Below are 22,895 nucleotides of genomic sequence, written 5' to 3' on the forward strand. Positions count from 1 at the left end.
ACAATGGGAATACATTATAATACAAACTTCTAGTAATCGGTATCCTATTTATAAGAATTTGACTTAAGGCATTAACTAAATAGATAAGAATTAAACCTCGTTGCTTTTCAAGTAAAAGGTTGTGTATCATGAATATTAATAGTTAAAACGTACAAGTAATTCATTTAAATATTATGTAAATTTTCCAGAAAGTTAAAAGGAATTTCCAGCACTACTTTATGTACTAAAAATCTGACGAAAAGTACAATTATGTATATCACTTCTCAATCGATATCAGTAAATAGAAATGAAATAGAGCTTGAGTTCTGCTGGTCACGCAAAGGCCAAAGAACGCAGATAGTACAGCCTCAAAGGCTATTAAATGAATTCTATTGGCAGGACGGTTATGAGGAAGAGGCTAAGTAGCCTACGGCTACCCTTTGTACAGCAAACATGTACTTTGTTTACTATACTACACAAAGGTAAACAAAATATTAAATAAAAATATATTATCTAAAATAAATATGTACTTATATAACCGCATAGTAAATGTAATTTACTATGCGGTTATATTTATGGTTTCAATCATACGAATACGACACACAAGCCCATAACGATGTTAACTAATTCACGCATCGGTAATTACTTCCAATGCGTGAATTAGCCATTTATACCTCCTGCGCTTATTTTATTGATATTTTTAGCAGAACCGGCTTCGCTTCCATGTGTCAAAAAATTACCTACCCGTTTATTTATCCGCTTACTGTACCCAGAAAACCTATATATAAAGTATGCCTGCAAATGATGATGGCCTACTACTTATAGCCGCTAAAAACTTATAATACCCATAAACAGATTTGGTCAGTGAGCTTCTCAACACCGACAAGTTGCTGGTATTAATGAGCCCACTGACCAAATCTGTTTTCAAAATATACAAATGTTACTGTTTAATAAACCGGGTCGGTCGTTTGGTTGAACTATCTATGTATTCCAATACGTATACTCCTTTAGGCAACATACTTACGTCCAATGTAGTTTGACTGCTTCCCAAGAGTAGTTCATGTCTTTGCAAACGCCTGCCGTCTATAGAATAAATTATCAGACTACCCTCATTAGTAATAGTTGCGTGCTCAACGGTCAGAATATCCTGGCTAGGGTTGGGGTAGAGACGTAACTTAGGTTCTGGTACGTCAATGGAAGAGATAGCCATTCTTGCTTTGCTAACTACACCAAACTGCATACTCTCGATATCAATAATGCGGTTATACGTATTGCCTCCAGTACCATTATCAGAAAAATAAAGCCGGAGGGTCTTTGGAGCGCGCCAGTCACTGCTGGCATCAAAAACTTTAGTACTTACCGATTTATAATTGGCATAGTTGAAAGTTATACCTGTTGAACTGGCTATAATGCTCAGGGGCTGCACTTGATCCGTTATTCGACGCATATCGTACTGAGCCCCCGTAGCGATTTGCATCGTGTTTCCGAAGATGGCAATAGGTCTTGTGCCTGAGTAACTGGTTGTTATGTAAGTGCGGGCGATGACCTTGCCTGCCTTGTCGAGCACCTCCAGATAACAGCCACCAACGCTATTATTACCTTCATTACCTTCGTAGCTGATGCGGCCCGTCAGACTCCACGAGCTGGCGTTGCTCACCACGCCCAGGTCCCGGGTAATGGCGTAGCTGCCCGACACCTGCCGAAACTTCACCCACAGGTCAGCACTCTGTTTGCGGTAGCTCTTGCGCCCGCTGACCACCTGCCACCAGTCTTTGTTGGCATCGGTGTAGTCCTCCACAGCTGGCTCCCGCTTCCAGCCGTAGAGCCCGTTATTTAACACTTTATCAACTTGTAGTCCATATAATAAATCCTTGCCAATGGCCTCTTCCGAATCGGTGTTGGGAAACAAAGCCGAGGCCGGCACCACCCCCTTGGGCTGGTGGGCACTCGACCAGTTGAACACCAGTCGGCTGCCCCCCTGCGACTCCAGGCGCAGGGCCACGTACTGACCCGCCTTCAGATTCACCACACCGCTGGCCTCCCCCAGACTGCGGTTGGCCCACTGGTCGATCACCAGCGAGTCATCCACCCACAGCCGAACCCCCCTGTCGGTCTGCACGCTGAGCGTGTAGGCCTCCGAGTAGCTGGCCTGCAGGAACCCCTTCCAGCGCACCGAGTAGCTGGCCGCATCGCTCAGCCCGCTGCCCGCTGGCACGGCCGAGCCCCAGCTGAAGTTGAGCGGGCCATCCACCCGGCTGCTTTTCAGCAGCAGGTTGTTCACGTCACTGCCGTTAAAGTAGTACCCCGTCAACCCACCCTGTGGCTGACTCGCCAGGCTGGCCTGGGCATTGCCCAGCAGCCCGCTGACCCCAATAACCTGTTCCTGGATGGTGTTGAGCCCGGCGATCTTCCAGCGGTGGATGCCACTATGGTAGTTCTCATCATTGTGGTAGTAGTACAGATCGTCCCCCACCTTCACCAGACTCCCCGAGAAAGCGTTCCCCGCCATGCCCGCCGGGGGGACCTCCTGACCCCCCGCATCGGTCTCGCTGCGGGTGGTGCCAAACTGACCCAGAAACAACCCATTGTCATACACCAGCTGGTACTTGTTGGTCTGGGAAGCCTTCCAGAACTCCCCGTGATACCCCCACAGAATCACCCGACCGTTGACCTGCTGGGCAATACCCGTCGTGTTCACCCCGTTGCCCACATCATACGAGCCATCGGCCGGGTAAGCCCCCGTGTAGGCCCAGTGGGTGTTGACAGCCGTGCGCCACAACCACTTGTTGTCCGACAGGCGGATGCCCCCCAGGTGGTACTTGGTGCTGGCCTTGCTGCCATCGAAGGCCACCACCACGTTGCTGGCCGTCACCTCCCCGGCCCGCAGCTTGATCTGGTTGCCGTAGTAGAGGGGATCATCCGAGGTGGTCAGGGGGGTGGTGGCCAGGGTGGTCTCACTGCCCCAGAGGGGGTTGTTGGCCCCGTCGAAGCCCGTCAGGGGTTTGCGGGTGAACTTCTGGGCCTGGCCCACGGCGGTGCGGTAGGTGCGTCGCAGCGAGCCATCGGGGTAGAGCTGGGTGGTGGCTCCTTCAGCTTTGGGGGAGACGACCACCCCGTGAGTCGGAGCAGGCCATTGTTGACCAGTTCGACCAGTTCGATGGCGGAGGTGGTGGCGTTGTTGAGGGTGGCGTAGGTGCGGCCGTTGCTCAGGGTGGCCACTCCTTTGAGAATGCTAAACTGGTTGAGGTAGTTTGCCGGCACGGTGGCTCCCCAGTTGCGCACCAGTTTCCAGGAGCTGTTGGTGCCCCCAGGGGTTTGCTGTAGTCGACCTCAAATTCCAGAAAGTTGGCAAATACACGCTTGGGATTATTGACATCAACATTGCAGGAATACGTTTTAGGAAGAAACATTATTTGATCGACGTATTTGTTATCCGCCGTAAAATGCATCACTCTGGAGTTACCCGTATCACCCACCCAATACGAACCATCCGTCTGAAAACAAACAAAAGTAGTTGTATACGTATTGCACCAGTCATTAAAGTAAAACTTGTCGTTACTAACAGTTGTATTAGTTTGGTAGCCTCCTTCCTGGCCATAGACACTGATAAGCGCACCAGAAGCGGAGTAGTTTCGAAGTTGCTGTTTGTTTCCTCCGTCAGCGACTAAAATATTGCCTGTAACCGGTGAAATATCCACCGCCAATGGCGCTGTTAAGCCGGTTATCGATAAGGCTGGCGCACTTAATGTACCGTCCGTTTTTACGCTGTATTTATTTAGCGAATTGGTTTCCGAAATGAGCCAGAGGTTATCATTGGCATCCAAAGCCATCTTCCCTGGATTGTTAATGGCCAAAGTGCGTACTAATGAACCAGTAGTTTTATTAAAAACCAGCAGTTGATTGCGTAATCCGTGAGCCACAAACAAGAAGCTACCCTTTTTTGAACGGCAAGGCCGGAAATATCTGAATCCGTACCGGATGAAATGTCAAGAACACTTTTATATGAGTAGCCTAATGTCGATAGACTCGTTCCTTTTGTAAAGCTTACTTCCGTATCGTCCGAACGTTTTGTTGCGAAAACAAACCATACACTTGTGTAAGCATTTACCCCAGCCCAGTAAATGTTTGCGCCATCACCAGCAACCTGCCAAACCGTTTGTCCACTACCTGCAGTGGGCAACACCATTGTACGACTTTGAATATCGGAAAGATTGAATTTAATGTGGCTCGGCGACCCTTCGCTGTAGGCTTTCCCGTAGTAAGCCGTACTCCCCGCTATAGTCATACACCGGAAGCTGTCCCAACCTCTGTGCACAGTTACACCCGTAAATTGCTTAGAGGTGTTACCCACGACGCCCTCCCAGCTAGCAGTGACATTGTTGGAGAGCACCTTGATATCGTAACTCCCATCAGTAGCCAGATGGCCATCGTCATCTTTACCATCCCAGTTCATGGCGTAGCTGCCGGCTTTGTAGCTGACCCCGCTCCACAAGGTGCGAATCAGCACACCATCTTTGGTGTAGACCCCGGCACTGGTTTTGGCGTCAACCGACAGGTTAAAATTAAACGGCACCCCCGGTCCAGTGCCGGTTGGAGCAGCAGCCAGCCCCCCTTCAAGGAAAAGTAAACTGATACTGAATGCTATTAGTAACTTAAATACAGATAAACGGATAATTAAAAAAAACATTAACCCCTTCGAACAGGAAGGATTCGTGTTATAAAATGTATTGCCCTGAAGCAAATTAATTTGACTATAGAACGGGGCTGGAATTAACCGCTCTCTTTTACTAATTGATGTTAGACGTAACATAAGACAGTTAGACGGTGAAGTACAAGTAGATTTATTGAAAAAACTGGCCTGATTTCTTATGTGCACTGCCCCCATGTAAAGGCCTAACTCCACAAAAAGGCACAGTAGTAGCGGGCAGGCATCTGACAGATACCTGATGTTGTGTAGTAAAGTCCACGGACAAGAACTACAGAATCAAAGATTTTAGGGGGGATATTTAGCCAGGCTGTAAAGGAGTTACAACTGCAACTCCGCCCGTAGTATAGCACATCTTATTAGCGCTGAAGACTTTAGTTTATGCCGGACGGAGATTCCAGCAGATAATTTACCGCCAGGTTTGTACGATGAAATAAACGAGTTATTATCCCTGCGTAACGTCAAGACATAACGACTTACAAGTAGAGTGAACACATACGTACTGAACTGGCTAAATAAATCATGTATATAGGCAGTTAATATAACCTCATACTTTTTTGGTAGAAAATGCGGTGGCATAGAATTACAGATTACAGTACAAGTTGGTTTACAGAAATGTGGTCTATTCACTATGAGTAATCAAAGAACCCTCATACGGGGTTAAATACAGATCGGATGAACTGAAAGCCCCAAATCGCTTTAAGTTATTGTTAGTGGGAAGCTAAAGTTTATCGGCCAGGTTAAATCCAGATGTAGCCAAACAGTAGTTCGTATAATGTTGATACGGACGCTATTGGCCTAGAAGCTATGAGGAAGGGATTTCGCAGAATTAACTGCACTTACTTGCATTATCAATATATTATTTATTAACAATACAGCACAAATATAAACATGATTGCGTATAGAATTAAAACATATTAATATATAAACCTTATAATAAATTAATCTTTCTATATTTTTACTATACGGCAATCTTTATACTAAAAGTGCGCGTATTTATGACCAATAAAATTGTTGTGGTACACAGAAAACAGTCACTTGTACAGTCAGTATATGACAGGAGGACGTTTTATTATTTTGGTAAAACGGAAGACCGAATGACGGCATGAAGACAGTACGTTCCCTGGCTACTTTAGGGAGGGCAATAGGTAATTATAACCCACCAAGTAGGAGGCAATCACACTTATTGAAAAAAATTGGTAGCCGATGGATTTGACTAAAACTCTGTGAATAGCCAATACCCAGGATTGCCGGAAATTGGGTTAATAAACAAACCCATCCACGCGGGAGAAGTATTTAGCGTCTGATGGAATTTTTTGAACAGCTTTAGCCGGGACACCACCGTAAAGCATCCATTGATCAACATGCTGTTTATTCAGCAATGATTTGGCTCCCAGAACAGAATGCGAAGGAAGAGTAGAATTTCCTAATACTACTACGTTCGTACCAACAAACGTATACTCACCGATATGAATTGGGGCGCTATCCTGGCGATTTTCCATCACATCGATTGAATGGGTCAGAAATTGCGAGTGATAGCCAGCAATAGTTGCGTAACGCCCCACCTCGATCAGGTTTGTACAGTCTAAATGGTGATATTTTGTTATGGCAGCATACTCGCCCAGCCGCAACTCGGCCCGGCGTCCCGTCTGATGCTTAAAATGAGAAGATCCGCTTTCTACCGGAAAGCCTGTGATCCAGTTGCCACGTCCAATTTTAGACTGTGTACTCATATCAATCCGGTCGAGGTGAATGGCTACGGTAAAATGTTCAATTCTAGCTCCAGCAGCCATAATGAGTTTGCCAGGAAATACCCAGGATAGGCCAATTCGAGCACTGGGATGAATTTCGTAACCAAACCATTTCACTAAAGCTCGTCGCCGTAGCGACCAGGGAAGAAGAAACGTAACTAATTTCAAAAACATAAGAACTAGGCAGACAGTGAATATTTTAAGCCATATAGCTTAAGATAGGAATTGATCATTCTGGAGGGTTCAAAACGGCGGCAATTTTCGAGTCCGTCTTGAACAATTTTCTGGCGTATGGCCTGATCCTGTAAAGCAAGCAGGGCTTCAGCAAATTGTGAAGGCTCTGCTGGATCAGCATGGAAAGCCGCTCCTCCACTGACTTCAGGAAGCGGTTTAACATCACTGGCTATTACGGGTGCTCCGCAAGCTTGTGCCTCAATAACTGGCCAGCCGAATCCCTCCGAAAAAGATGGAAATACAAATGCTTCACACGCGTTATAAAGAGCGACCAGGGCTAGATGATTCGGTTTTTCAACCGATACTACTCGCTTTTCCAATCCTAACGACTGAGCATGAGAACGTAATTCGTCGTCAATTGGCTGGCCTGCAAAACAGATTCTTCCGCCCCATCTGTTTCCTAATGCATGCACCATATCGAGAAGCATTTTCCGGTTTTTACGGGGTAATCGTGATCCTACATGAAGCAGAAAAGGGCTGTCCTCACTCACACCAAGCTTATTCAGTAAAGCATCGGTCTCATTCCTGTCCAGCATGTCAAAATCAGCATTAAACGCATTATGAACCACTCGCCAATCGGCCTGCTCAGGTCGTCGGCCTGCGGTTAATTCATCCAGTTGATCGAGCGTAAGTTGAGAAACACAGGCAATCCGTTTCGCCCGGCTTAAGTTAGACAATATCCACTTTTGCAGAATTTTGCCAAAGCCAGAAGCCGGACAGTACGCATCGGCATATCCCAAAGCGCCCCGAATGGCCAGCACATCATGACAGGTTATGCTGGTTTTGTCAGCTGGTAAGTGAGCTAAGTAAGGAGAATTGGAGTGATCACATACATGAAAGCGAACGTCTGCCCTGTTAAATCGACTGTCTAGCAGACGCCAACGTAAAAGAATCGGAAACAATATCCATTTGTCCAAGTAACCAAACCATTTGCCGATTCCTGACGTAGTAGTTTTGAATTGAGCTCCCAACAGAACCTGGGGGCGCCAGATTTCAGATTCTATACTGGCCGTTTGAAAGCCGGTATGTAACATCTGCGCAAAGCGCTCCATACTTTCCTGCCGGTCCTGCGGGTAATTACCGATTAAAATTATTTTCATAACACGCTGATTTCTATTACTAAAATCTTACGAGCGACCTCTTGGTTTTGGTGGAGACCTAAATGATGCAAGCATAACTCCACCAGTTATAATACTAAAGCCAAGCGATGTAGGTTGAGCCCATCCACCTTGGGGAACAATTAACAGACCAAAACTTAATAGCATCCACGGTAATAGATCACCTGCTTTTAATCGTCTAATGCTGGCCATGACTATACTTGCACTTAGTTTCAACCGCATAAACACTATTATAAGCCCTAGAAGTGGTCCTAGCTCGCCAATCAAACGGCCCCATTCACCTTCACCAAGAGACAGCCCCTCTTTTCCAGCCAGAAAAACACTCCCCACATTCGTGCCTGTTCCAATACCATATCCGAAAAATGGCTGCTGGGCAGATGACTTAAGGCTACCGACCAAGCCGCCTAAATAACGATCGATCAGAACCCCCTCTACTCCACCTTCATTTTTATTGGCCACATCAAATCGGGTGAAAAAAGCTTTGGTGGCTGTCTGGAAAAAGCTGGTATAACTTAATAGGGTAAAGGCAATCAAGATAATAATACTCGATACCAGAATCTGGCCTAAATATTTTGGATCATTAAAGACAGTAGCCACTGCAAAGACCAGCGCTAATGCCACCTGAAAAAATAAGCCCCGGCTAATAGAAAGTGGGATAGCTGCCAGTAGGCCAGCCGTAGCGCCAATTAAAATTATACGATTGAGCCCTTTCGGATACAACCAAAAATAAACGACGAAACTGGAGGCAAACCCGTAGAACAAGGTCGTTCCATTGGTAAATGAAAATGTACCAGGTGGGCGATAATAGCCTAACGCTCCCGAAAATCCTGCCCCTTCCATATCTCCACCCACTCCGCGATTTACCCAGGCCGACTGAGGACTGTAAAACTGAAGTGCAATGAGCACAGTCATTGGTATAGCGATCCAGAGGGTTATTCGCCCTAACTGTATTACGTCATCCCTATTGAAAACGCGGCCAATCAGAAACATCAACGGGAAGTGAAATAAGAGTATTCGCGCTCCATATAAAGCTACAAACAGGTTGCCATGACCGAGCGCAAGGGCTGTAAATATTCCAAATAAGCCAATGCCTACCGATATGGCGATATACGATGTTGATGGAAGCAAATCTGCTCGCCAGGCAGTAAAAAGCAGCCATATGGCTACCGGATCACGAATCACCAGCAAGGGGGTTGATAAGCCGGGCAGGAACCACTTACGTAACGCCCCTTCAAAAATTAACAAGATAAAATAGAGCCAGACTCCTTTTTTTAATGTTCGAATGGTATCGCTTTCAACAACGCGTGTGGGTACACGCTGCTGACTATAAGACATTTGGTTTACTGGCCTGTGCATTCTACACGGAATCTACTTTTGTTAACTGATCGATTTGATTTCTGAAAATAAGGCGAACCGAACGACTCACATTACGTAGCAGTTGAGGTTGGCATTATTAAGAAAAAGGTTAGGCTAACTAATAAGTGTATAGGAAATTATCAGGCTTTCGGAGTCATATGGTATACAGATAGACTGTTTAATTATGCTATTCAGAATACATTTTTATTAATTTAACTATACGGTTTAGCTCAATTTCATTTACTTAATAACTTGATATACCTATATACTACCTGCAAGATAAGCGATAAAACTATACATTCAGAACAGGCTATTTGAAATTGTCGAATTACTTAGCGTAGCAACGTTCTGCAGAACTTGATTTTGAACATCCTCAAGCTGTCAGCAAAACAAATTCCCGAAACTATTTCCGATACGTAAATTTCAGAATATACCCCTTTTTTTATCCCCCTCGCTGGCTATATAAAGATCGCCATTTGGGGTGAAACACATGCCTTCAGGCTGTCGGTATAATTTCGGATCGAGCGGCTCAGAGTAACGTATCTTCGCGCTTCGACTGGTGATGAGCAAGCGTTTTCCTGCCGATGTTAATACGTACCACTCGCCCGTTATAGGATGCACAGCAATGGCTGATGGCTCATAGGTTTTGGGGTCAATACCGGCCCCTTCGAGCTGTTCATCGTTTAAACTCATGTCCTTAAAAACAGCTTTGTTTAATAGGTCGAATGAATACACAGCTTTGTCGCTTGAACCTTTCCCTTTTTTAACGGCAATAAGCAACCGCTTTGTTTTTGGATCATAACCCAGCCCCTCAACCTCTGTTTTCTTGGGCAAATCCGTTTTAGTACGGCCAATCTCAGTAGAGCCAAGTTTGAACCGAAAGAGATTGCCATTGCTTTCCAGGGCATAAATTTCTCCGTTTACGTATTCAATACCTTCAAAATCACCATATCCTCCGAACCCAAAATTCTCCGTAACTTCCTTTTTTTTGTATCGAATACATAGGCTACGGCCTCTTCATCCTGAACACATAAGAGTTGGTTTTCTTTGTAGTAACTCAAGCCAGATACTTCTTCCAGCTCTTTGGGTAGTTTATACGTTTCGTCAGGCGCATTCAGATCATAAGGCAACTTGAAAGGAGCTTCGATTTTGCCTGCTTCCGGCTGGTCAGATTTTGTTGACGACGTACCGCAGCTTGCCAACAGTAATATGCCTACGACTACCACAAGAAAATAATGCATATACAAACAGGTTTAGGGCAAAAGTAGGCGTTTAGCCTGGGCATTACGTAATCTATTGAGTATTTTAAACGGAAACGGAATTCGGGGCCGAACAATGGTTAAATTGCGTTTAGGAACCTAATTGACCAACCCGAAATAATGGATAACCATACGAGCAGACGAGAATTTGTGACGACCATAACCAAAGCTGCTGGTCTATCAGTGGCATTACCGAGTCTGGTCTATAGCGAACAAATACCAGATCAACGCCAATCGTTCACGGTACAGCAAGTCATCGATCTGATTCTTAAAACAATACCAGGCGCGCCATTTCCGAAAACTGTTGATACGTTAAAATCGGGCAGCTCTTCTCAGAACGTAACAGGCATTGTTTCGACAATGTTTGCCACTACGGATGTGATCGAGAAAGCCGCTGCCAGTGGGGCTAACTTCATCATTGTGCACGAGCCTACGTTCTACAACCATGCCGATGAAACCGACTGGCTAAAAAATGACCCGGTCTTCCAGCATAAGTATGAATTGCTTGCCAAACATGGCATTGCCGTCTGGCGATTTCACGATTACTGGCACTCGCACCGCCCCGATGGCATCTACACGGGCGTACTGAACACGTTGGGCTGGTCAAAGAATACCGATTCCGACAATCCGGCAATCGTTACGTTACCAGCTACCCCTTTGAGCCAGCTAATCAGTCATGCAAAAGATAAGCTGGGCATCAAGCTGGTACGCGTTGTTGGCGATGCTACCCAATCCTGCAAACGGGTTCTGCTGCTACCCGGTGCTGCGGGCGGCCGGAATCAGATTGCTGCCATTGAGCGTGTAAAGCCGGATGTTGTTTTCTGCGGAGAATCCAGCGAATGGGAAACACCGGAATATATTCGGGATGCCCGTCAGCAGGGTCAGAAAATATCCCTGGTTATTTTGGGACATATTATGAGCGAAGCTTCGGGTATGGAGTGGCTGGTATCGTGGCTACAGCCCAAAGTACCGGGAGTGAAAGTTTCTTACATTCCGTCTGGCAATCCATTTATATACGTTTAACAACTATCGTTCCGCCACCTAAATGAGTAAAGCCGCCGGTCAGTAATGTGCAGAATAGCCACTCGTTGCCCCAGGTATTTCGTTACGTATCTACCCAGGCTACTCCTGTTTGTCAGCGTTTCTTTTGCCGTTGCTGAAGCGTCGTTATATTTTCCGAATAGAGTTTTTTCAGGACTGCATCGCTGAGGGAAAAGCCATGCAGGGGCCAGTGGTACCCAAACAGGTCAATCTCATAGAAATGCTCATCCGCCGACTCCAGAATCCGAAACGTTGTCTGGTACATATGGTCGTTAGCGCCCATGTCGGTGCCATACAGCAGCCGGTCCTGATAGCGCTCGTAGAAGGTTTTCATGTATCGCGGGATGGGAGCCGTTTCGCCATAGCGGGCGGCAATATCGGCGTATAGGTTCGGGTACGTATCGAACAACCGTCCCAAAATTGACAGATCGTAGTCGCAGTTGGCGAAATGACAGGCAATAAACGTAGTACCCGGATTCTGTCGAACGGCATTTTCGAGGGTCTTGATGAGCTGTTCTTGATTCAGAATATCGGGCTGGTTCAGAAATACGTGCCATTTGGCCGCATTCATGAGTCCGTCGTTTGTGGAGTCGGGTTTCTGATACATCCAGTATGATTCTGCTACGTGGATGTTCACAGGCATGCCCAATTCACCACACCGCTTGAGCAATGGCTTCATCCGGGCGTCGTCGATATGCATTCCGTAGGCTCGGGTCGGATAATCGTAATACAGGCCTAAGCCTTTATCGCCCAATTCACCAATTCCTTTGGCTCCCTTGCGCTGGCAGCGTTCCAGTTCCTGAATGGCATGAACCGTCCAGTTCGGGTCATTGGCGTAACCCGTATAATCGAACCCACACCAGAGTTCGAACCGATCAGGGTAAGGCGCGTATTTCGTCACCAGCGAGTCGAAGCGGGCGCCGGTGGCTTTTGTCAACAGAATGGTCTTGCGGATGCCGTACTGATCCACCAGTTTGACCCACTGATCCAGCTCAGCACGCGAGTGAACGTAGTCGTGTGAGTGTACGTCTACTACCGGGAATTTAGCCTTACGAATCGTCGTTTTCGGAATCCGGTAAATCGATTGCGGCCGATAATTCATCAAACGAATATCCTCCACGCCCTGCCCCACTACGTTGACCGCAAGCAATAATAACCCAGGAAACAAAGACCAGATAAACGGTTTCATCGATAGCAAACGGATTAGATAGCCTGAAAGCGCTAAATACTTAATGGTTAGGCATTTACCAGACAAGGGATTCATGACCGTGAAGTCAGGTTCTCAAACCTGACTAGCGAGGTTTCTCAAAACCGAGTGCAGCTAATTGAAGCTTTACGTCAGCGGAGTACGTTGGGTGGTGTCGGGTTTGAGAACCCGACACCACCCAACGTACCTACCGCCGTATTCAGCCTTAGGCTTGCAGGGCAAACACTGGCTTGCGGGTTTTCCATTTGCCCCGCGTGAAATCCGGAATTTCGATGGAGGTCGATTTCTTGGCAACCGACTGTTCCGACAGCGGACTAATCGCCGACCAGGCTGCCGCATCATATACATCGATCGGTGGCGCCGTACGGTTCTGAACCGAGCGGATAAAGTCGCGGATCACAAAATAATCCATCCCCCCGTGGCCAGCCCCTTCCGCATCTTTGCCCGATTGCTGCCAGAATGGGTGGTCGTATTTTTTCATGTACTCCTCATCCTGCTCCCACTGGTGCGGTTTCGGGCTTTGCTTTTCAATATAAATCTGATTACCGTCGTCCATCCAGAGACCGTTTGCGCCCTGCACGCGGAAACCCAGCGAGTAAGGGCGGGGTGAGTTGGTATCGTGCGTAATCAGAATCGTTTCGCCATTGGCGCACTTAATCATGGTCTGGACAATATCGCCGAGCTTAAAATTCACCTTCGCGTTGGGGTGATTCGATCCGCCATTATCAACAATGTATTTGTGCAGGCCAATGCCTTTTGAAGCCATCGACGTCAGGTACAGAAACTGGTTGCCCCGGTTGATATTGATCATTTCGGCAACGGGACCGAGGCCGTGAGTCGGGTAAATATCCCCATTTCGATTGATGGAGTGCTGGGTGCGCCACCGTGCTTCGCTGTAAGCCTTCTCACCAAATTCAACCCCTACGCCACTGCCGGTACCATTATTGAACTTAATGTTGCGCAGATCATGCTGATAGCCGCATTCGAGGTGCGTCAGTTCACCGAACAGATTCTGCCGGACCATGTTCAGAACCGCCATTACATCGCGCCGGTAGCATACATTTTCCAGAATCATGCAGTGCGAACCCGTCTGTTCGAACGTATTGACCAGATCCCACGACTCCTGCAACGTAACGGTAGCCGATACCTCAACACCCGCATACTTACCTGCTTTCATGCTCGCCAGCGCCATCGGTACGTGCCACTCCCAGGGCGTTGCAATCACTACGCCATCGATGTCGTCGCGTTTGACCATGTTCTCGAAGTCGCGCTCGTTTTTACCATATACCGCAGCTTCTTTCCGGCCTGCTTTGGCAATGAGGGCCTGAGTGGTGGTAATGGCCTTCGGATCAATATCGCAGATCGCAACGATTTCGGCTTCCGGAAAAACCAGCGTGTTTTTTACGTGTTCGCGGCCACGTAGCCCAACGCCGATAAACGCCAATCGGGCTTTTTTGGTCTGTTGACCAAAACTATATTCAGGCAAAATGGCCGACGCAGTTAAAGCGACAGCGCTGTTTTTGAGGAAATTCCGTCGGTCCAGGAGCGAGTTCATAAGGGCGATTGATTTTTTCAGTAAGTTCGGTTAGTAAACGGCTAATTATCAACCGATTTTTCATCTTTTCAAGAAAATTCCGTTTAAAGCCTGATTTATCGGTGCCCTGGTGTGGGCGGGTTCTCAGTTATCGGGTGTTGTCAGTGGTGTTAGGTTCTCAAACCTGACACCACTGACAACACCCGCTCCGTGAAGCTAGCTCGGTTCAACTTCTTCCAGATTCATTACGTGTGTTCCTTCAGCCATGGAAATCAGGTAGGCTTTCGCTCCTTGTCGCTCAATGGCTTCCACCACGACTTCCGGATTGGTTGGTGCATAAGCAAATATACAACCGCCCCCACCCGATCCGTTTATTTTTCCGCCTAATGCGCCTGCAGCCATTGCCGCGTCGAGCATACGGTCAATTTTTGGGGTCGAAATTCGCTTGGCATCCCGCAGGTTATTCTGATGGCGGTTCAGCAAATCGCCCAGCAATGCATCATTACGTAGGGTTGAGGTCAGCAGGGTTTTGGCCTCGCGCAGAATATCGCGGTCGGAAAGGTTGCTTTTGAGTAGGCTGAGTTCATCGGGCGACAGTTGTGTGCGATACGTATCTGCTTCTTCCAGCGGAGTTGTATGCAGATCAAAGGCCGGGTCGAACTGGCGCACCTTGTCCAGTGCATCCAGCATACCATATTTCACCCGTTTCAGAATACCCAGCGTATCTTTTGGCTGACCCGAATCGCCCAGAACAAACGAGCCAAGGTTTGGTGTCAGCGGCTCCAGTCGGATAGCCGGTTCCGATTCCAGATAAATCACATGGCCTACCGCCGTGGCGTAATGATCCATCATGCCGCCCGGTTCGCCAAACTCCAGCACCTCCGCCCGGTGCGCCAGCCGCGCTATCTCTTCCTGACTTCGGCTCTGTGGTATATCGGCCATCTGAAGCAGAAAGTTAATCCATGTAATAACCAGCGCCGACGAACTCGACGCCCCCGCATTAATAGGAATGTTTCCGTGGATAGTCCCTTCAAAGCCATAGCTAAAGCGAATGTTCTCATCGCGACGTAGTACGGTTATAGCGCTTTTGAAATAATCCCGTTTGCGGTCGTAGGTCAGTTCGGGCAGCAGCTTGAACGACTCCGTTTTGCCAATGTCGGGCATATGGATCAATACCCGGTTATCGGTCCGGCGATGGCCGGTAATCTGGATTCGCTTTGAGATGGCAGCCGCAATAACGGGCAGGCCCAGATAATCCTGGTGTTCGCCAAACAAACAGATACGGCCGGGTGTAGAAACAAGCAGTTGATCAGACATGTTGCGAAAGCAGCTACGTATTGTTTCGAAAAACTGCCGCCAGAACAAATATTACCGATATTGGAGCTTATTCAAAATACCACAGACTTGGGCTTACTCTAAAAAGCATGCGCAACCGTTTGAACACAGCTGCTCAATCGGTTGCGCATGTTTAAGTTTTCGCAACGTACGATGACCAAAACGTTAACGGGTAATTACTTCACAACTCGGAAGCCGTTTTTTTATTTTATCAATCTCTTCTCCAGAAATTTTAGTACCGCTCAAATCCAGCCGTTGCAGACCTTTCATCTCCCCGAGTTGAGCCGGTAGACTTGTCAGTTTAGTGTTGCCCAAATACAGGCTCTGCAGACTCTTCAGCTCCCCAATCTGGACAGGCAAACTCGTCAGGGACGTACCGCCCAAATACAGTATTTGTAGATTCTTTAATTTACCGATTTGTGACGGCAAACTAGTTAGCAACGTACCACTCAAATCCAGTATTTGCAGATTATTTAAATCCCCAATTCGAGCTGGTAAATTGGTCAGTTCAAGTCCACTAAGATTAAGGGTTTGCAGGTTTGTCAATGTTCCAATTTGGGGCGGTAAGCTTCTCACCAGTTTGTTATAACTTAGATTCAATATTTTCAGACTTCTCAACTGCTCAATTTGTGGTGATATACCGCTTAAAGAGGTGCCGCTCACTTCCAATTCCAGTAGTCTTTTTAATGTCCATATTTGGGCTGGTAAACCTTTTAAAGAAGCGCCACTCAGAGACAATGTATTCAAATTTTTTAAGTCTCCGATTTGGGGCGGAAGGTCTGATATGGCTGTATATCTTAAGGAGAGGGTTTGCAGGTTTTCTAAAGCGCCAAGCTTACTAGGAAGACTCTTTATTTTATAATTATTATTTAGATTCAACGACTTCAAATGTTTTAAATCACCAATCTGGTCTGGTATACTCATGAGTCCTGCACCAGTTAAATTCAGGGTTTGTAGGTGTTTTAATGCCCCGATTTGTGGCGGCAAACTCTTCAATTGTTCATTATAACTTAAATCCAGTATTTTCAGACTTTTCAACTCCCCAATTCGATCTGGCAAGTATGTTAAATGTCGGTTATAGCCCAAATCTAGCATTTCAAGATTAATCAGATTGCTAATCTCATCTGGTAAACTTGTTAGAGCAGCCCCCGTCAAATCCAGCGTTTGCAGATTGCTTAAGGTACCAATTTGGGGCGGCAACCGCTTCAAATGGCCGTTATTACTCAACGATAGCGATTTCAGACTGGCTAAATTTCCAATCTCATCTGGTAAAGTCGTTAGAGCAGTTCCTGTCAAATTCAGCGTTTCCAAGCTTGTCAATCTCCCAATCTGGGGCGGTAGTCTTGTCAGTTTTTTGTTAAAGGACAAGTTTAACCTTTTCAAGTTTGTCAACTGCCCAATCTGATCAGGTAAGCTAATTAACTGTTCAGCATACGTTAAATCCAGCGTTTCCAGATTTTTCAGGACCCCAATCTGACTGGGTAAATTTATTAACTGTTCATTAAAACTCAGGTCTATTGTTTTTAGAGCCGTCAACATTTCTATCCGCGAAGGTATCTGCTTTAAATTGTTGCTATACAGTAATAATATCTCAACAGTAGGGTAGTTAAACATTGTCAATGGAATAGAATCCAGGAGCTTATTATGTAAATCTAGCGCAATCGTTCGGTCATTTAATTCCGTTACATTTTGGGCTAATAAATATTCGTGCTTCAAAGTATCCAGCAAATATTTTTCTCTGTCTCGTTTTACCCGAGCATACCCATCATGTTCATCAAAAGGAATAGCCTCATCATAGATATAATCGATTACAGGTTCTCCGTTTTTATTAATAAATCCGTATCTTTTTTTAGAATCACTTCCACTTTTTCTCAATGCCAGTGCAAATCGGCCGTTGTAAAAATAGAAAGCGTCAATGATACGCTGGTTTTTTTCCAGTGCGCTATCAGCTTCAGCCTGTGCACGTTTAGCAATAATCAAACTTTTTATTGTCTCCTCTTTTGCCTTCACGGCTTTAGTCTGCGCAAGTCTGGCTATTGATAAATTGGTTTCTGCTTTTTTATTGGCATCCAGCGCAGCCCTGGCATTACGGTCTGCCTGGTTTTTCAGTAGCAAGATTGAGGCAAACACTTTGTTTATTTCCAGATCGACCTTGTCGCTTTGAGATGGATCGCAACGTCGGGCTGAGTTAAATTTCTGTAAGGCCAGTTCATGCGCGTTTTTGGTAGTTGAAGCAAGAATTTTCCGGCCTTCATCAATAAATTTCCGGTAGCAATCATACCGCGCTTTGCTCTGGCTGAAGACCGGAGTAAACAAACAAAAACAAAGCAACGTCATAAAGACTGTTCTCATTTCTTTTTCAACTTATTTTCCAGTCTGTCAATTTTAGCCCGCAGTTTTCCAGCTTCGGGCGTTTTTGAGAAGAATCTAAGCACAACCCGTTTTGCCGAATCCAAAGCAACGCGTACCTGAGTGGTATCACCAGATGTAGCGAACGTAGCCGCATCGAGCAGGTAATCATCAAATTCAGACTTCTGAAACTGACGCAAATTGGTTTCAGCTACTTGCTGAGCTGTTATGGCTTCGTTTTGAGCTTCTTCGGCCACCTGCCGTTTTTGAAAAGCGTAGATTATTCCAGCCAACGCCATGATTAGGCCAGTGACAGCAACGAATAGCCAGTTTCTGGCTTTCTGAGCACTACGGCTTGCTTTTACTGCATTTTCTTCAGCGATTCGCGCTTGTCCATCGGCTTCTTTTTTCGCAGCTTCCGTCGCTTTTAGCGCATTTTCAAGTTCTGCGATTCGCGCTCTCTCTTTTTCAAGTTCCGCTTTCTCTTCATCCTCCCGAACACGTTTACTATCCTCAAAAAAATCATGCTCTCTTACATCCAGTTCCGCCACTACTTCATCAAACTTGGCCAGCTGTTTTTTCGTCAGGTATTCGCCTGTCTGGGCGAACATATCGGCGGCAAGCCTGATCTGTCGCTTCATGTTGTTCCGCCCGCGTTGTTCATCCGTACGTTTGCTATCAATGATCTGGGCAAGGCTGTCGTGCGCAATTTCCAGCGTATCGGATTCAGCCCGAAGCAGTTTAGTCCGCTCCAGTTCATCCAGACAGATCGTTAGAATCGACGGAGCAAGTTTGGGAAAGAAATCCAGCTGGGCAGGGTCAATCGCTATCATTCCGCCAGTACGTGTGTAGCGCACGGGCCGTTTTGTCCCCTCATCGGTTACAAAAGCGTCCAGCACCCGTTTCACTACATTCGGTGAGGTGGCCGAGTCAAGCGCCAAAAGTTTTTCCTGAATTACCTGTATCTGTTCGTCCAGAAACCGATCCAGCACTTTATCAATGGTGCCGAACTCCTCGATTTCGTCTTTTGTAAATTCAATTCGAGGCAAGGATTGCCCTTCAACTATTGTCTGGCCTGGATAGGTGCGCTCAAAATCCTCACGGTACAGCTGATCCAGATACACCTGCAAATAAGGCAACTCAATTCTTGAACGCTCCTGACTTACATTCTGGATAATCTCATTCAGGCGTTCCTTTTTCTGAGCCTCCGTATCGCCCTCTACCGATATATTGAATTTCTGAAATGATTTTTCCAGAACCGCTTCTACATTGGTATTGTCCATCGGTTCAACGCGTAGCCGAAAGTCAAACAAATTCGGAATAACCTTTTCGAACAGATACAGTCGGCCCAAATATTCCTCACGGATCACAATAAGTACCGTACAGGGGAGTTCAGCATCCAGTAGTTTCCTCAATGTCAGCACAAATGTTTTTTGCTCCTCCTTATTCCCCAGAATGAATAATTCTTCAAACTGGTCAAAAATGAGGTAAACAGGACGCAAAAAATGCTGATACAACTGACGAATCTGGTCGGTTATTTCACCTTCAGCCTCAGGCAGCATACGCTTAATGGCTACCTGAAGCGATTCATTTATATCCGTCTGATGGCGAATCCAGAGCGGTAACCAGTCAGGCCCGTTAAACTCACGAGCCAGTCCGCACTGTATGAGGCTGGTTTTGCCTGTTCCCGACAATCCATACAGGAGCAACAGGCGCGTACGTAACACCTGCCGATACAGTTGCCGAATTTCTTTGTCACGTCCGAAAAAAACCTCTTTATCGGTCAGTGTGAATGGGTCCAGAAACTTGAACGGGCTTCTCATAACTCATTCAGGGACTTGTTCAGAACGGACTGTGAGAAAGAAGCGCACAGATCTTTCAGCAGAGAGTGATAGTTGGAAAATTCAGTGTCAATTTCGCTGTCATCCGAGCCAAAAAAAATATCTTCGTCGCTCACCAGTTTTTTCTCCGGGCGTATCGGCCATACGTCACTGTTCGACGTTACCCTACGATAACAGAAAAAATCCTGTTTGGGCGAAAAGGATAACAGGTAATGCAAATCGGCCTTGGGCGCTTTAATCAGGGCATTTTTATCAATCAAAAACGGTGACAAATTCAATCCTTCGGCCCAATTTCCCTGCCGCTGCAGAATAATGGACGAAGTATCCAGCGGCTGACTGGCGGAATACTGATCGTCCGTAATTTTTGCCGGAATAATATAGCCGATTTGTAATCGGACAATCCGGTGTAAGTACGAAGTCTGCAGGTGGCGAAACTTAAATAATTCAATGTCTTTGACCGACGTAAGGCTATAATTGACCCAGAAGCCGAATGTATATAACACGAAGGAAAAACTTTTCTCAGCTTCCAGACACAAACGGAGTACATCTGCCGGCGAACTTATACTGCGTTTAAGGCGATCCTGATCAGCGATTTTCGATTCCAGATCGTCCAGCGCCTTTTTAAGAATATCTTTCTCTAATTCGCCGATAAGCCAGGAGATTTCAGAAAGAAAACTTGGCTCTTTCGCATTGCGCCATAACCTCCCCAGCGCCGTCATCAACTCCAGGTGCGACAGAGAACTGTCATTCGTGGATTCGCTAAAGAGCGCAGCTTCGATCAGACCAAGGGTATTTTCGGAAAGCTGGTTCTGCAATTCTTTTTCCCAAATTTCAGCCAGCAACGTATAAGTCGTCAAATTAACAACGGCCCGATACGCATATAAAATCATCTGGTACCGATTCCAGGAAGGGGTATCATAAAATTTGTCAGGCTCCTGCGTTTCAGCTTTTATAGCAAATAAATTACGGATTGGTTCATTGATGGTAAATGGTAATCTTTCCAAGACTGCGTTAGGCGTTGCCGAAATCGAATACTTTTTGGCAATGCCTACCAGTGCTTTTTTTATATCCTGATTAAGTTCATCAGCACCTGAGAGTTGTTCTCTAACTGGCAAGCGCCACGTATCCAAAAGCCCGTCAGCGTTCTGATTATAATACAGTCCCCAGAGGGGTTCATCGTTTGTTTTTGAGGAAGGCAATCCTACTCCACGCGACTCTACGCTGACGTGCTGAATTTTCCCATATAGTTTAGCCCGTTCGATGCCACGTTCATAAGCCTCCCGAATCGATAACCCTTTTGCTAATTCTGTGAAAAACTGGATAGAAAACCGGGTAGCTTTTTCGTCATCCACGGCTGAGCTGGTCGCTACGACAATCGGAACATTTTTCTCAAGTAACAACCCTACCTGTCCCTGAGTAGAACAACCATTCAGTATCACCAGCTTTAGAGAAGGGCAGCGGCCCAACAGCGCAGCTATACCCTCAACATCACCCGCCCCATCTTCTAAAAAGAGTTGATCACGGCCTGCATGACCACTGAAAAGAAACAGGCAGATATCCGATTCATTAGCCCGGATATCCTTTGCCATCTTGTCACGGTTTAGGGTAGGATCAGCAATAACCGTAAAATCTTTATTAGCCTGCCTATTTCTCAACGCATCCGAGACCTCCTGATATTCGCGTGTCAGTGTAGGCAAGCGATTGGTTTCACTGTTTGCATACGTAAGCAGCAGGGTAGCCATCGTGGGTCATGATGTTTAAGGCTAAAAGCGGAGGACTTTCCCAAATTTAACCTTCTTAAACGGTCTGCTTACTGCGTTTTATTTTACGGTAATTCGTTGGCACACGTTGGCACTAATAGCCCTGTTTATCAATGAGCTAAACGGAAACGACATATCAAAGTGAAGTTTCAATACTTCCAGACCATTTCACCGGAAACTAGCCACTTTGTTGCGGTAAAATGGAGGATGAAAACGTAGTCGGGGTGGGTCTATCAATAAAGCGGCTTTGTTACTTTTTGCAACACCTTTAGTTCCAGCATCGACGTCCACTGCTCGGAGTCGAGCCAGCGCCGGATGGTCATGTCGATGAGTCCGTTGTCAATAGCGTAGTCGAGACCTTCCATCACCTGCCGGTGCTTGTGGTCGGAATGGCCAATGCGAACGTAGTAATCCCTCAAAAACTGTTGCTTGTCTGTATTCAACAACGAATAGTTTTCGCCCGTTTCGGAGTTGCGCAGCAAAATCGGATAGGCGTTCCAGAACTCCAGAGCCGCCTTTTCGCGATCCTGATCAAATAAGTCACGCCCTACTTCGTCTGTCAGCACAAAGAAATCCATGAAGTAACTACCCGACTGGTTAAGATCGAGAATCAACCCGCGGCTGCTGAGATCATTGATTTCTTTAGCTGAAAAACCCGGACCCTCTTGGCAGAATTTGTACATGGCCGCGTATTGCCGACCGTGGGTTAAAAACAGAAAAACGTATTGATTAGGCGTAATGCTGTAACGCGTTAGTGCATCGAGATCAATTTCGACTTTATTCATATTTACTGACAATTACGGCGGTTAATAGTCAATTTATATGCACAATATAACGCCTATGGCAATATTTACAACATATAATTTTGTTTTATTTTTATAATGTAATAAGATCTCCGCGTTTGAACGTACCATACCTATTTATTGCAGGCAGCACTGCCGGTACAGGCTAAGCTGACGAACAGTTCGGAGCGTATTTTCCAGCCTGCTCCGGTTTTGTGCCACATGGACAGATAACTACCCGTTATCGTTTGAATACCGTCGGTACGTTGGAAGCGTCCAATCCAATGGCCATGTTCTGCTGCCAGAGGCCCGGTTGTGCTTAGTTCAATACGGTCTGTGGTGCGGACATACCCCAGAAATGCGGAATCGCTGAACTGCACAGCTACTGAAGCCAGTACCGAATCGCGACCCGATACGTGCGAACCGCTACCCCGTGTCACCTCAATATCCGGCAGCATGGTTTGTCCAAACGCAGCCAGGTCACGGTTCTGGATGGCCTGATTGGATTGTACCCGTAAAGCACGAATTGTGGCTGCATCCGCCGATTCGGTAGACTTCCCCGTTACGTTTCCCTGCGCCAGCAAGCCCGGCGAAAGCAACGTCAGACCAATCAGCAACAAACGGTTCAAGAATGCCATACAGAC

Annotated in this window: 17 protein-coding genes; 1 reads left to right on the forward strand and 16 read right to left on the reverse strand. The window is 46.4% G+C overall.

The features are described 5' to 3' along the window. Positions 1-919 precede the first annotated feature (919 nt). From LN737_RS22630 to LN737_RS22665, 8 genes are all read right to left on the reverse strand, one after another. Positions 920-3,091, reverse strand: a complete 2,172-nt coding sequence (locus LN737_RS22630; RefSeq protein WP_405512177.1) for a PA14 domain-containing protein — start codon at positions 3,089-3,091, stop codon at positions 920-922. A gap of 94 nt (positions 3,092-3,185) precedes the next feature. Then, entirely contained in the window at positions 3,186-3,809 is a 624-nt protein-coding gene (locus tag LN737_RS22635; RefSeq protein ID WP_405512179.1) for a hypothetical protein, read from the reverse strand. 32 nt (positions 3,810-3,841) lie between these two features. After that, the gene (locus LN737_RS22640; protein ID WP_405512181.1) at positions 3,842-4,552 is read right to left on the reverse strand and encodes a FlgD immunoglobulin-like domain containing protein; all 711 of its coding nucleotides are present in this window, start codon (positions 4,550-4,552) and stop codon (positions 3,842-3,844) included. 1,394 nt (positions 4,553-5,946) lie between these two features. Next, entirely contained in the window at positions 5,947-6,609 is a 663-nt protein-coding gene (locus LN737_RS22645) for an acyltransferase (RefSeq protein WP_405512183.1), read from the reverse strand. A gap of 5 nt (positions 6,610-6,614) precedes the next feature. Further along, the gene (locus tag LN737_RS22650; protein WP_405512185.1) at positions 6,615-7,769 is read right to left on the reverse strand and encodes a glycosyltransferase family 1 protein; all 1,155 of its coding nucleotides are present in this window, start codon (positions 7,767-7,769) and stop codon (positions 6,615-6,617) included. 27 nt (positions 7,770-7,796) lie between these two features. Beyond that, positions 7,797-9,122 carry a hypothetical protein gene (locus tag LN737_RS22655; protein WP_405512187.1) on the reverse strand — a complete coding sequence of 442 codons (1,326 nt, stop codon included), beginning with the start codon at positions 9,120-9,122 and terminating at the stop codon, positions 7,797-7,799. A 444-nt stretch (positions 9,123-9,566) separates the two neighbouring features. Next, positions 9,567-10,142 carry an SdiA-regulated domain-containing protein gene (locus LN737_RS22660; RefSeq protein WP_405520492.1) on the reverse strand — a complete coding sequence of 192 codons (576 nt, stop codon included), beginning with the start codon at positions 10,140-10,142 and terminating at the stop codon, positions 9,567-9,569. Next, on the reverse strand, positions 10,064-10,384 hold the full coding sequence (locus LN737_RS22665; protein WP_405512189.1) for a hypothetical protein: 321 nt from the start codon (positions 10,382-10,384) through the stop codon (positions 10,064-10,066). Before LN737_RS22665 ends, LN737_RS22660 begins: the two co-directional genes overlap by 79 nt. 138 nt (positions 10,385-10,522) lie before the next feature. On the opposite strand from LN737_RS22665, the gene LN737_RS22670 reads away from it, so the two are divergent. Next, positions 10,523-11,425, forward strand: a complete 903-nt coding sequence (locus LN737_RS22670; protein ID WP_405512191.1) for a Nif3-like dinuclear metal center hexameric protein — start codon at positions 10,523-10,525, stop codon at positions 11,423-11,425. 112 nt (positions 11,426-11,537) lie between these two features. Here the strand turns inward: LN737_RS22670 and LN737_RS22675 are convergent, their stop codons facing one another. From LN737_RS22675 to LN737_RS22710, 8 genes are all read right to left on the reverse strand, one after another. After that, positions 11,538-12,632 (reverse strand): amidohydrolase family protein, encoded by a 1,095-nt coding sequence (locus tag LN737_RS22675; protein WP_405512193.1) that lies wholly within the window; start codon positions 12,630-12,632, stop codon positions 11,538-11,540. 223 nt (positions 12,633-12,855) lie between these two features. Then, positions 12,856-14,205 (reverse strand): Gfo/Idh/MocA family protein, encoded by a 1,350-nt coding sequence (locus tag LN737_RS22680; RefSeq protein WP_405512195.1) that lies wholly within the window; start codon positions 14,203-14,205, stop codon positions 12,856-12,858. 195 nt (positions 14,206-14,400) lie between these two features. Beyond that, positions 14,401-15,501 carry a mevalonate kinase gene (locus tag LN737_RS22685; protein WP_405512197.1) on the reverse strand — a complete coding sequence of 367 codons (1,101 nt, stop codon included), beginning with the start codon at positions 15,499-15,501 and terminating at the stop codon, positions 14,401-14,403. 183 nt (positions 15,502-15,684) lie between these two features. Further along, positions 15,685-17,871 carry a WG repeat-containing protein gene (locus tag LN737_RS22690; RefSeq protein WP_405512199.1) on the reverse strand — a complete coding sequence of 729 codons (2,187 nt, stop codon included), beginning with the start codon at positions 17,869-17,871 and terminating at the stop codon, positions 15,685-15,687. After that, a complete protein-coding gene (locus LN737_RS22695) occupies positions 17,868-19,691 on the reverse strand; it encodes a hypothetical protein (protein ID WP_405512201.1) in 1,824 nt (607 codons plus the stop codon). Before LN737_RS22695 ends, LN737_RS22690 begins: the two co-directional genes overlap by 4 nt. After that, positions 19,688-21,451, reverse strand: coding sequence for a hypothetical protein (locus LN737_RS22700; RefSeq protein ID WP_405512203.1), 1,764 nt, complete (start codon positions 21,449-21,451; stop codon positions 19,688-19,690). The genes LN737_RS22695 and LN737_RS22700 overlap by 4 nt, the downstream gene beginning before the upstream one ends. 251 nt (positions 21,452-21,702) lie before the next feature. After that, on the reverse strand, positions 21,703-22,254 hold the full coding sequence (locus tag LN737_RS22705) for a hypothetical protein (protein WP_405512205.1): 552 nt from the start codon (positions 22,252-22,254) through the stop codon (positions 21,703-21,705). 131 nt (positions 22,255-22,385) lie between these two features. Next, positions 22,386-22,889, reverse strand: a complete 504-nt coding sequence (locus tag LN737_RS22710) for a YybH family protein (protein ID WP_405512207.1) — start codon at positions 22,887-22,889, stop codon at positions 22,386-22,388. Positions 22,890-22,895: the final 6 nt, after the last annotated feature.

This window comes from Spirosoma sp. KNUC1025 (assembly GCF_045160025.1).
Taxonomy (GTDB): Bacteria; Bacteroidota; Bacteroidia; order Cytophagales; family Spirosomataceae; genus Spirosoma.

Bases quoted from the DNA above. Each gene is read 5' to 3' on its own strand.
- LN737_RS22635 (WP_405512179.1), bottom strand. From the start codon at position 3,809: ATGGCTTTGGATGCCAATGATAACCTCTGGCTCATTTCGGAAACCAAT.
- LN737_RS22645 (WP_405512183.1), bottom strand. From the start codon at position 6,609: ATGTTTTTGAAATTAGTTACGTTTCTTCTTCCCTGGTCGCTACGGCGA.
- LN737_RS22650 (WP_405512185.1), bottom strand. From the start codon at position 7,769: ATGAAAATAATTTTAATCGGTAATTACCCGCAGGACCGGCAGGAAAGT.
- LN737_RS22655 (WP_405512187.1), bottom strand. From the start codon at position 9,122: ATGTCTTATAGTCAGCAGCGTGTACCCACACGCGTTGTTGAAAGCGAT.
- LN737_RS22665 (WP_405512189.1), bottom strand. From the start codon at position 10,384: ATGCATTATTTTCTTGTGGTAGTCGTAGGCATATTACTGTTGGCAAGC.
- LN737_RS22670 (WP_405512191.1), top strand. From the start codon at position 10,523: ATGGATAACCATACGAGCAGACGAGAATTTGTGACGACCATAACCAAA.
- LN737_RS22675 (WP_405512193.1), bottom strand. From the start codon at position 12,632: ATGAAACCGTTTATCTGGTCTTTGTTTCCTGGGTTATTATTGCTTGCG.
- LN737_RS22680 (WP_405512195.1), bottom strand. From the start codon at position 14,205: ATGAACTCGCTCCTGGACCGACGGAATTTCCTCAAAAACAGCGCTGTC.
- LN737_RS22685 (WP_405512197.1), bottom strand. From the start codon at position 15,501: ATGTCTGATCAACTGCTTGTTTCTACACCCGGCCGTATCTGTTTGTTT.
- LN737_RS22690 (WP_405512199.1), bottom strand. From the start codon at position 17,871: ATGAGAACAGTCTTTATGACGTTGCTTTGTTTTTGTTTGTTTACTCCG.
- LN737_RS22695 (WP_405512201.1), bottom strand. From the start codon at position 19,691: ATGAGAAGCCCGTTCAAGTTTCTGGACCCATTCACACTGACCGATAAA.
- LN737_RS22700 (WP_405512203.1), bottom strand. From the start codon at position 21,451: ATGGCTACCCTGCTGCTTACGTATGCAAACAGTGAAACCAATCGCTTG.
- LN737_RS22705 (WP_405512205.1), bottom strand. From the start codon at position 22,254: ATGAATAAAGTCGAAATTGATCTCGATGCACTAACGCGTTACAGCATT.
- LN737_RS22710 (WP_405512207.1), bottom strand. From the start codon at position 22,889: ATGGCATTCTTGAACCGTTTGTTGCTGATTGGTCTGACGTTGCTTTCG.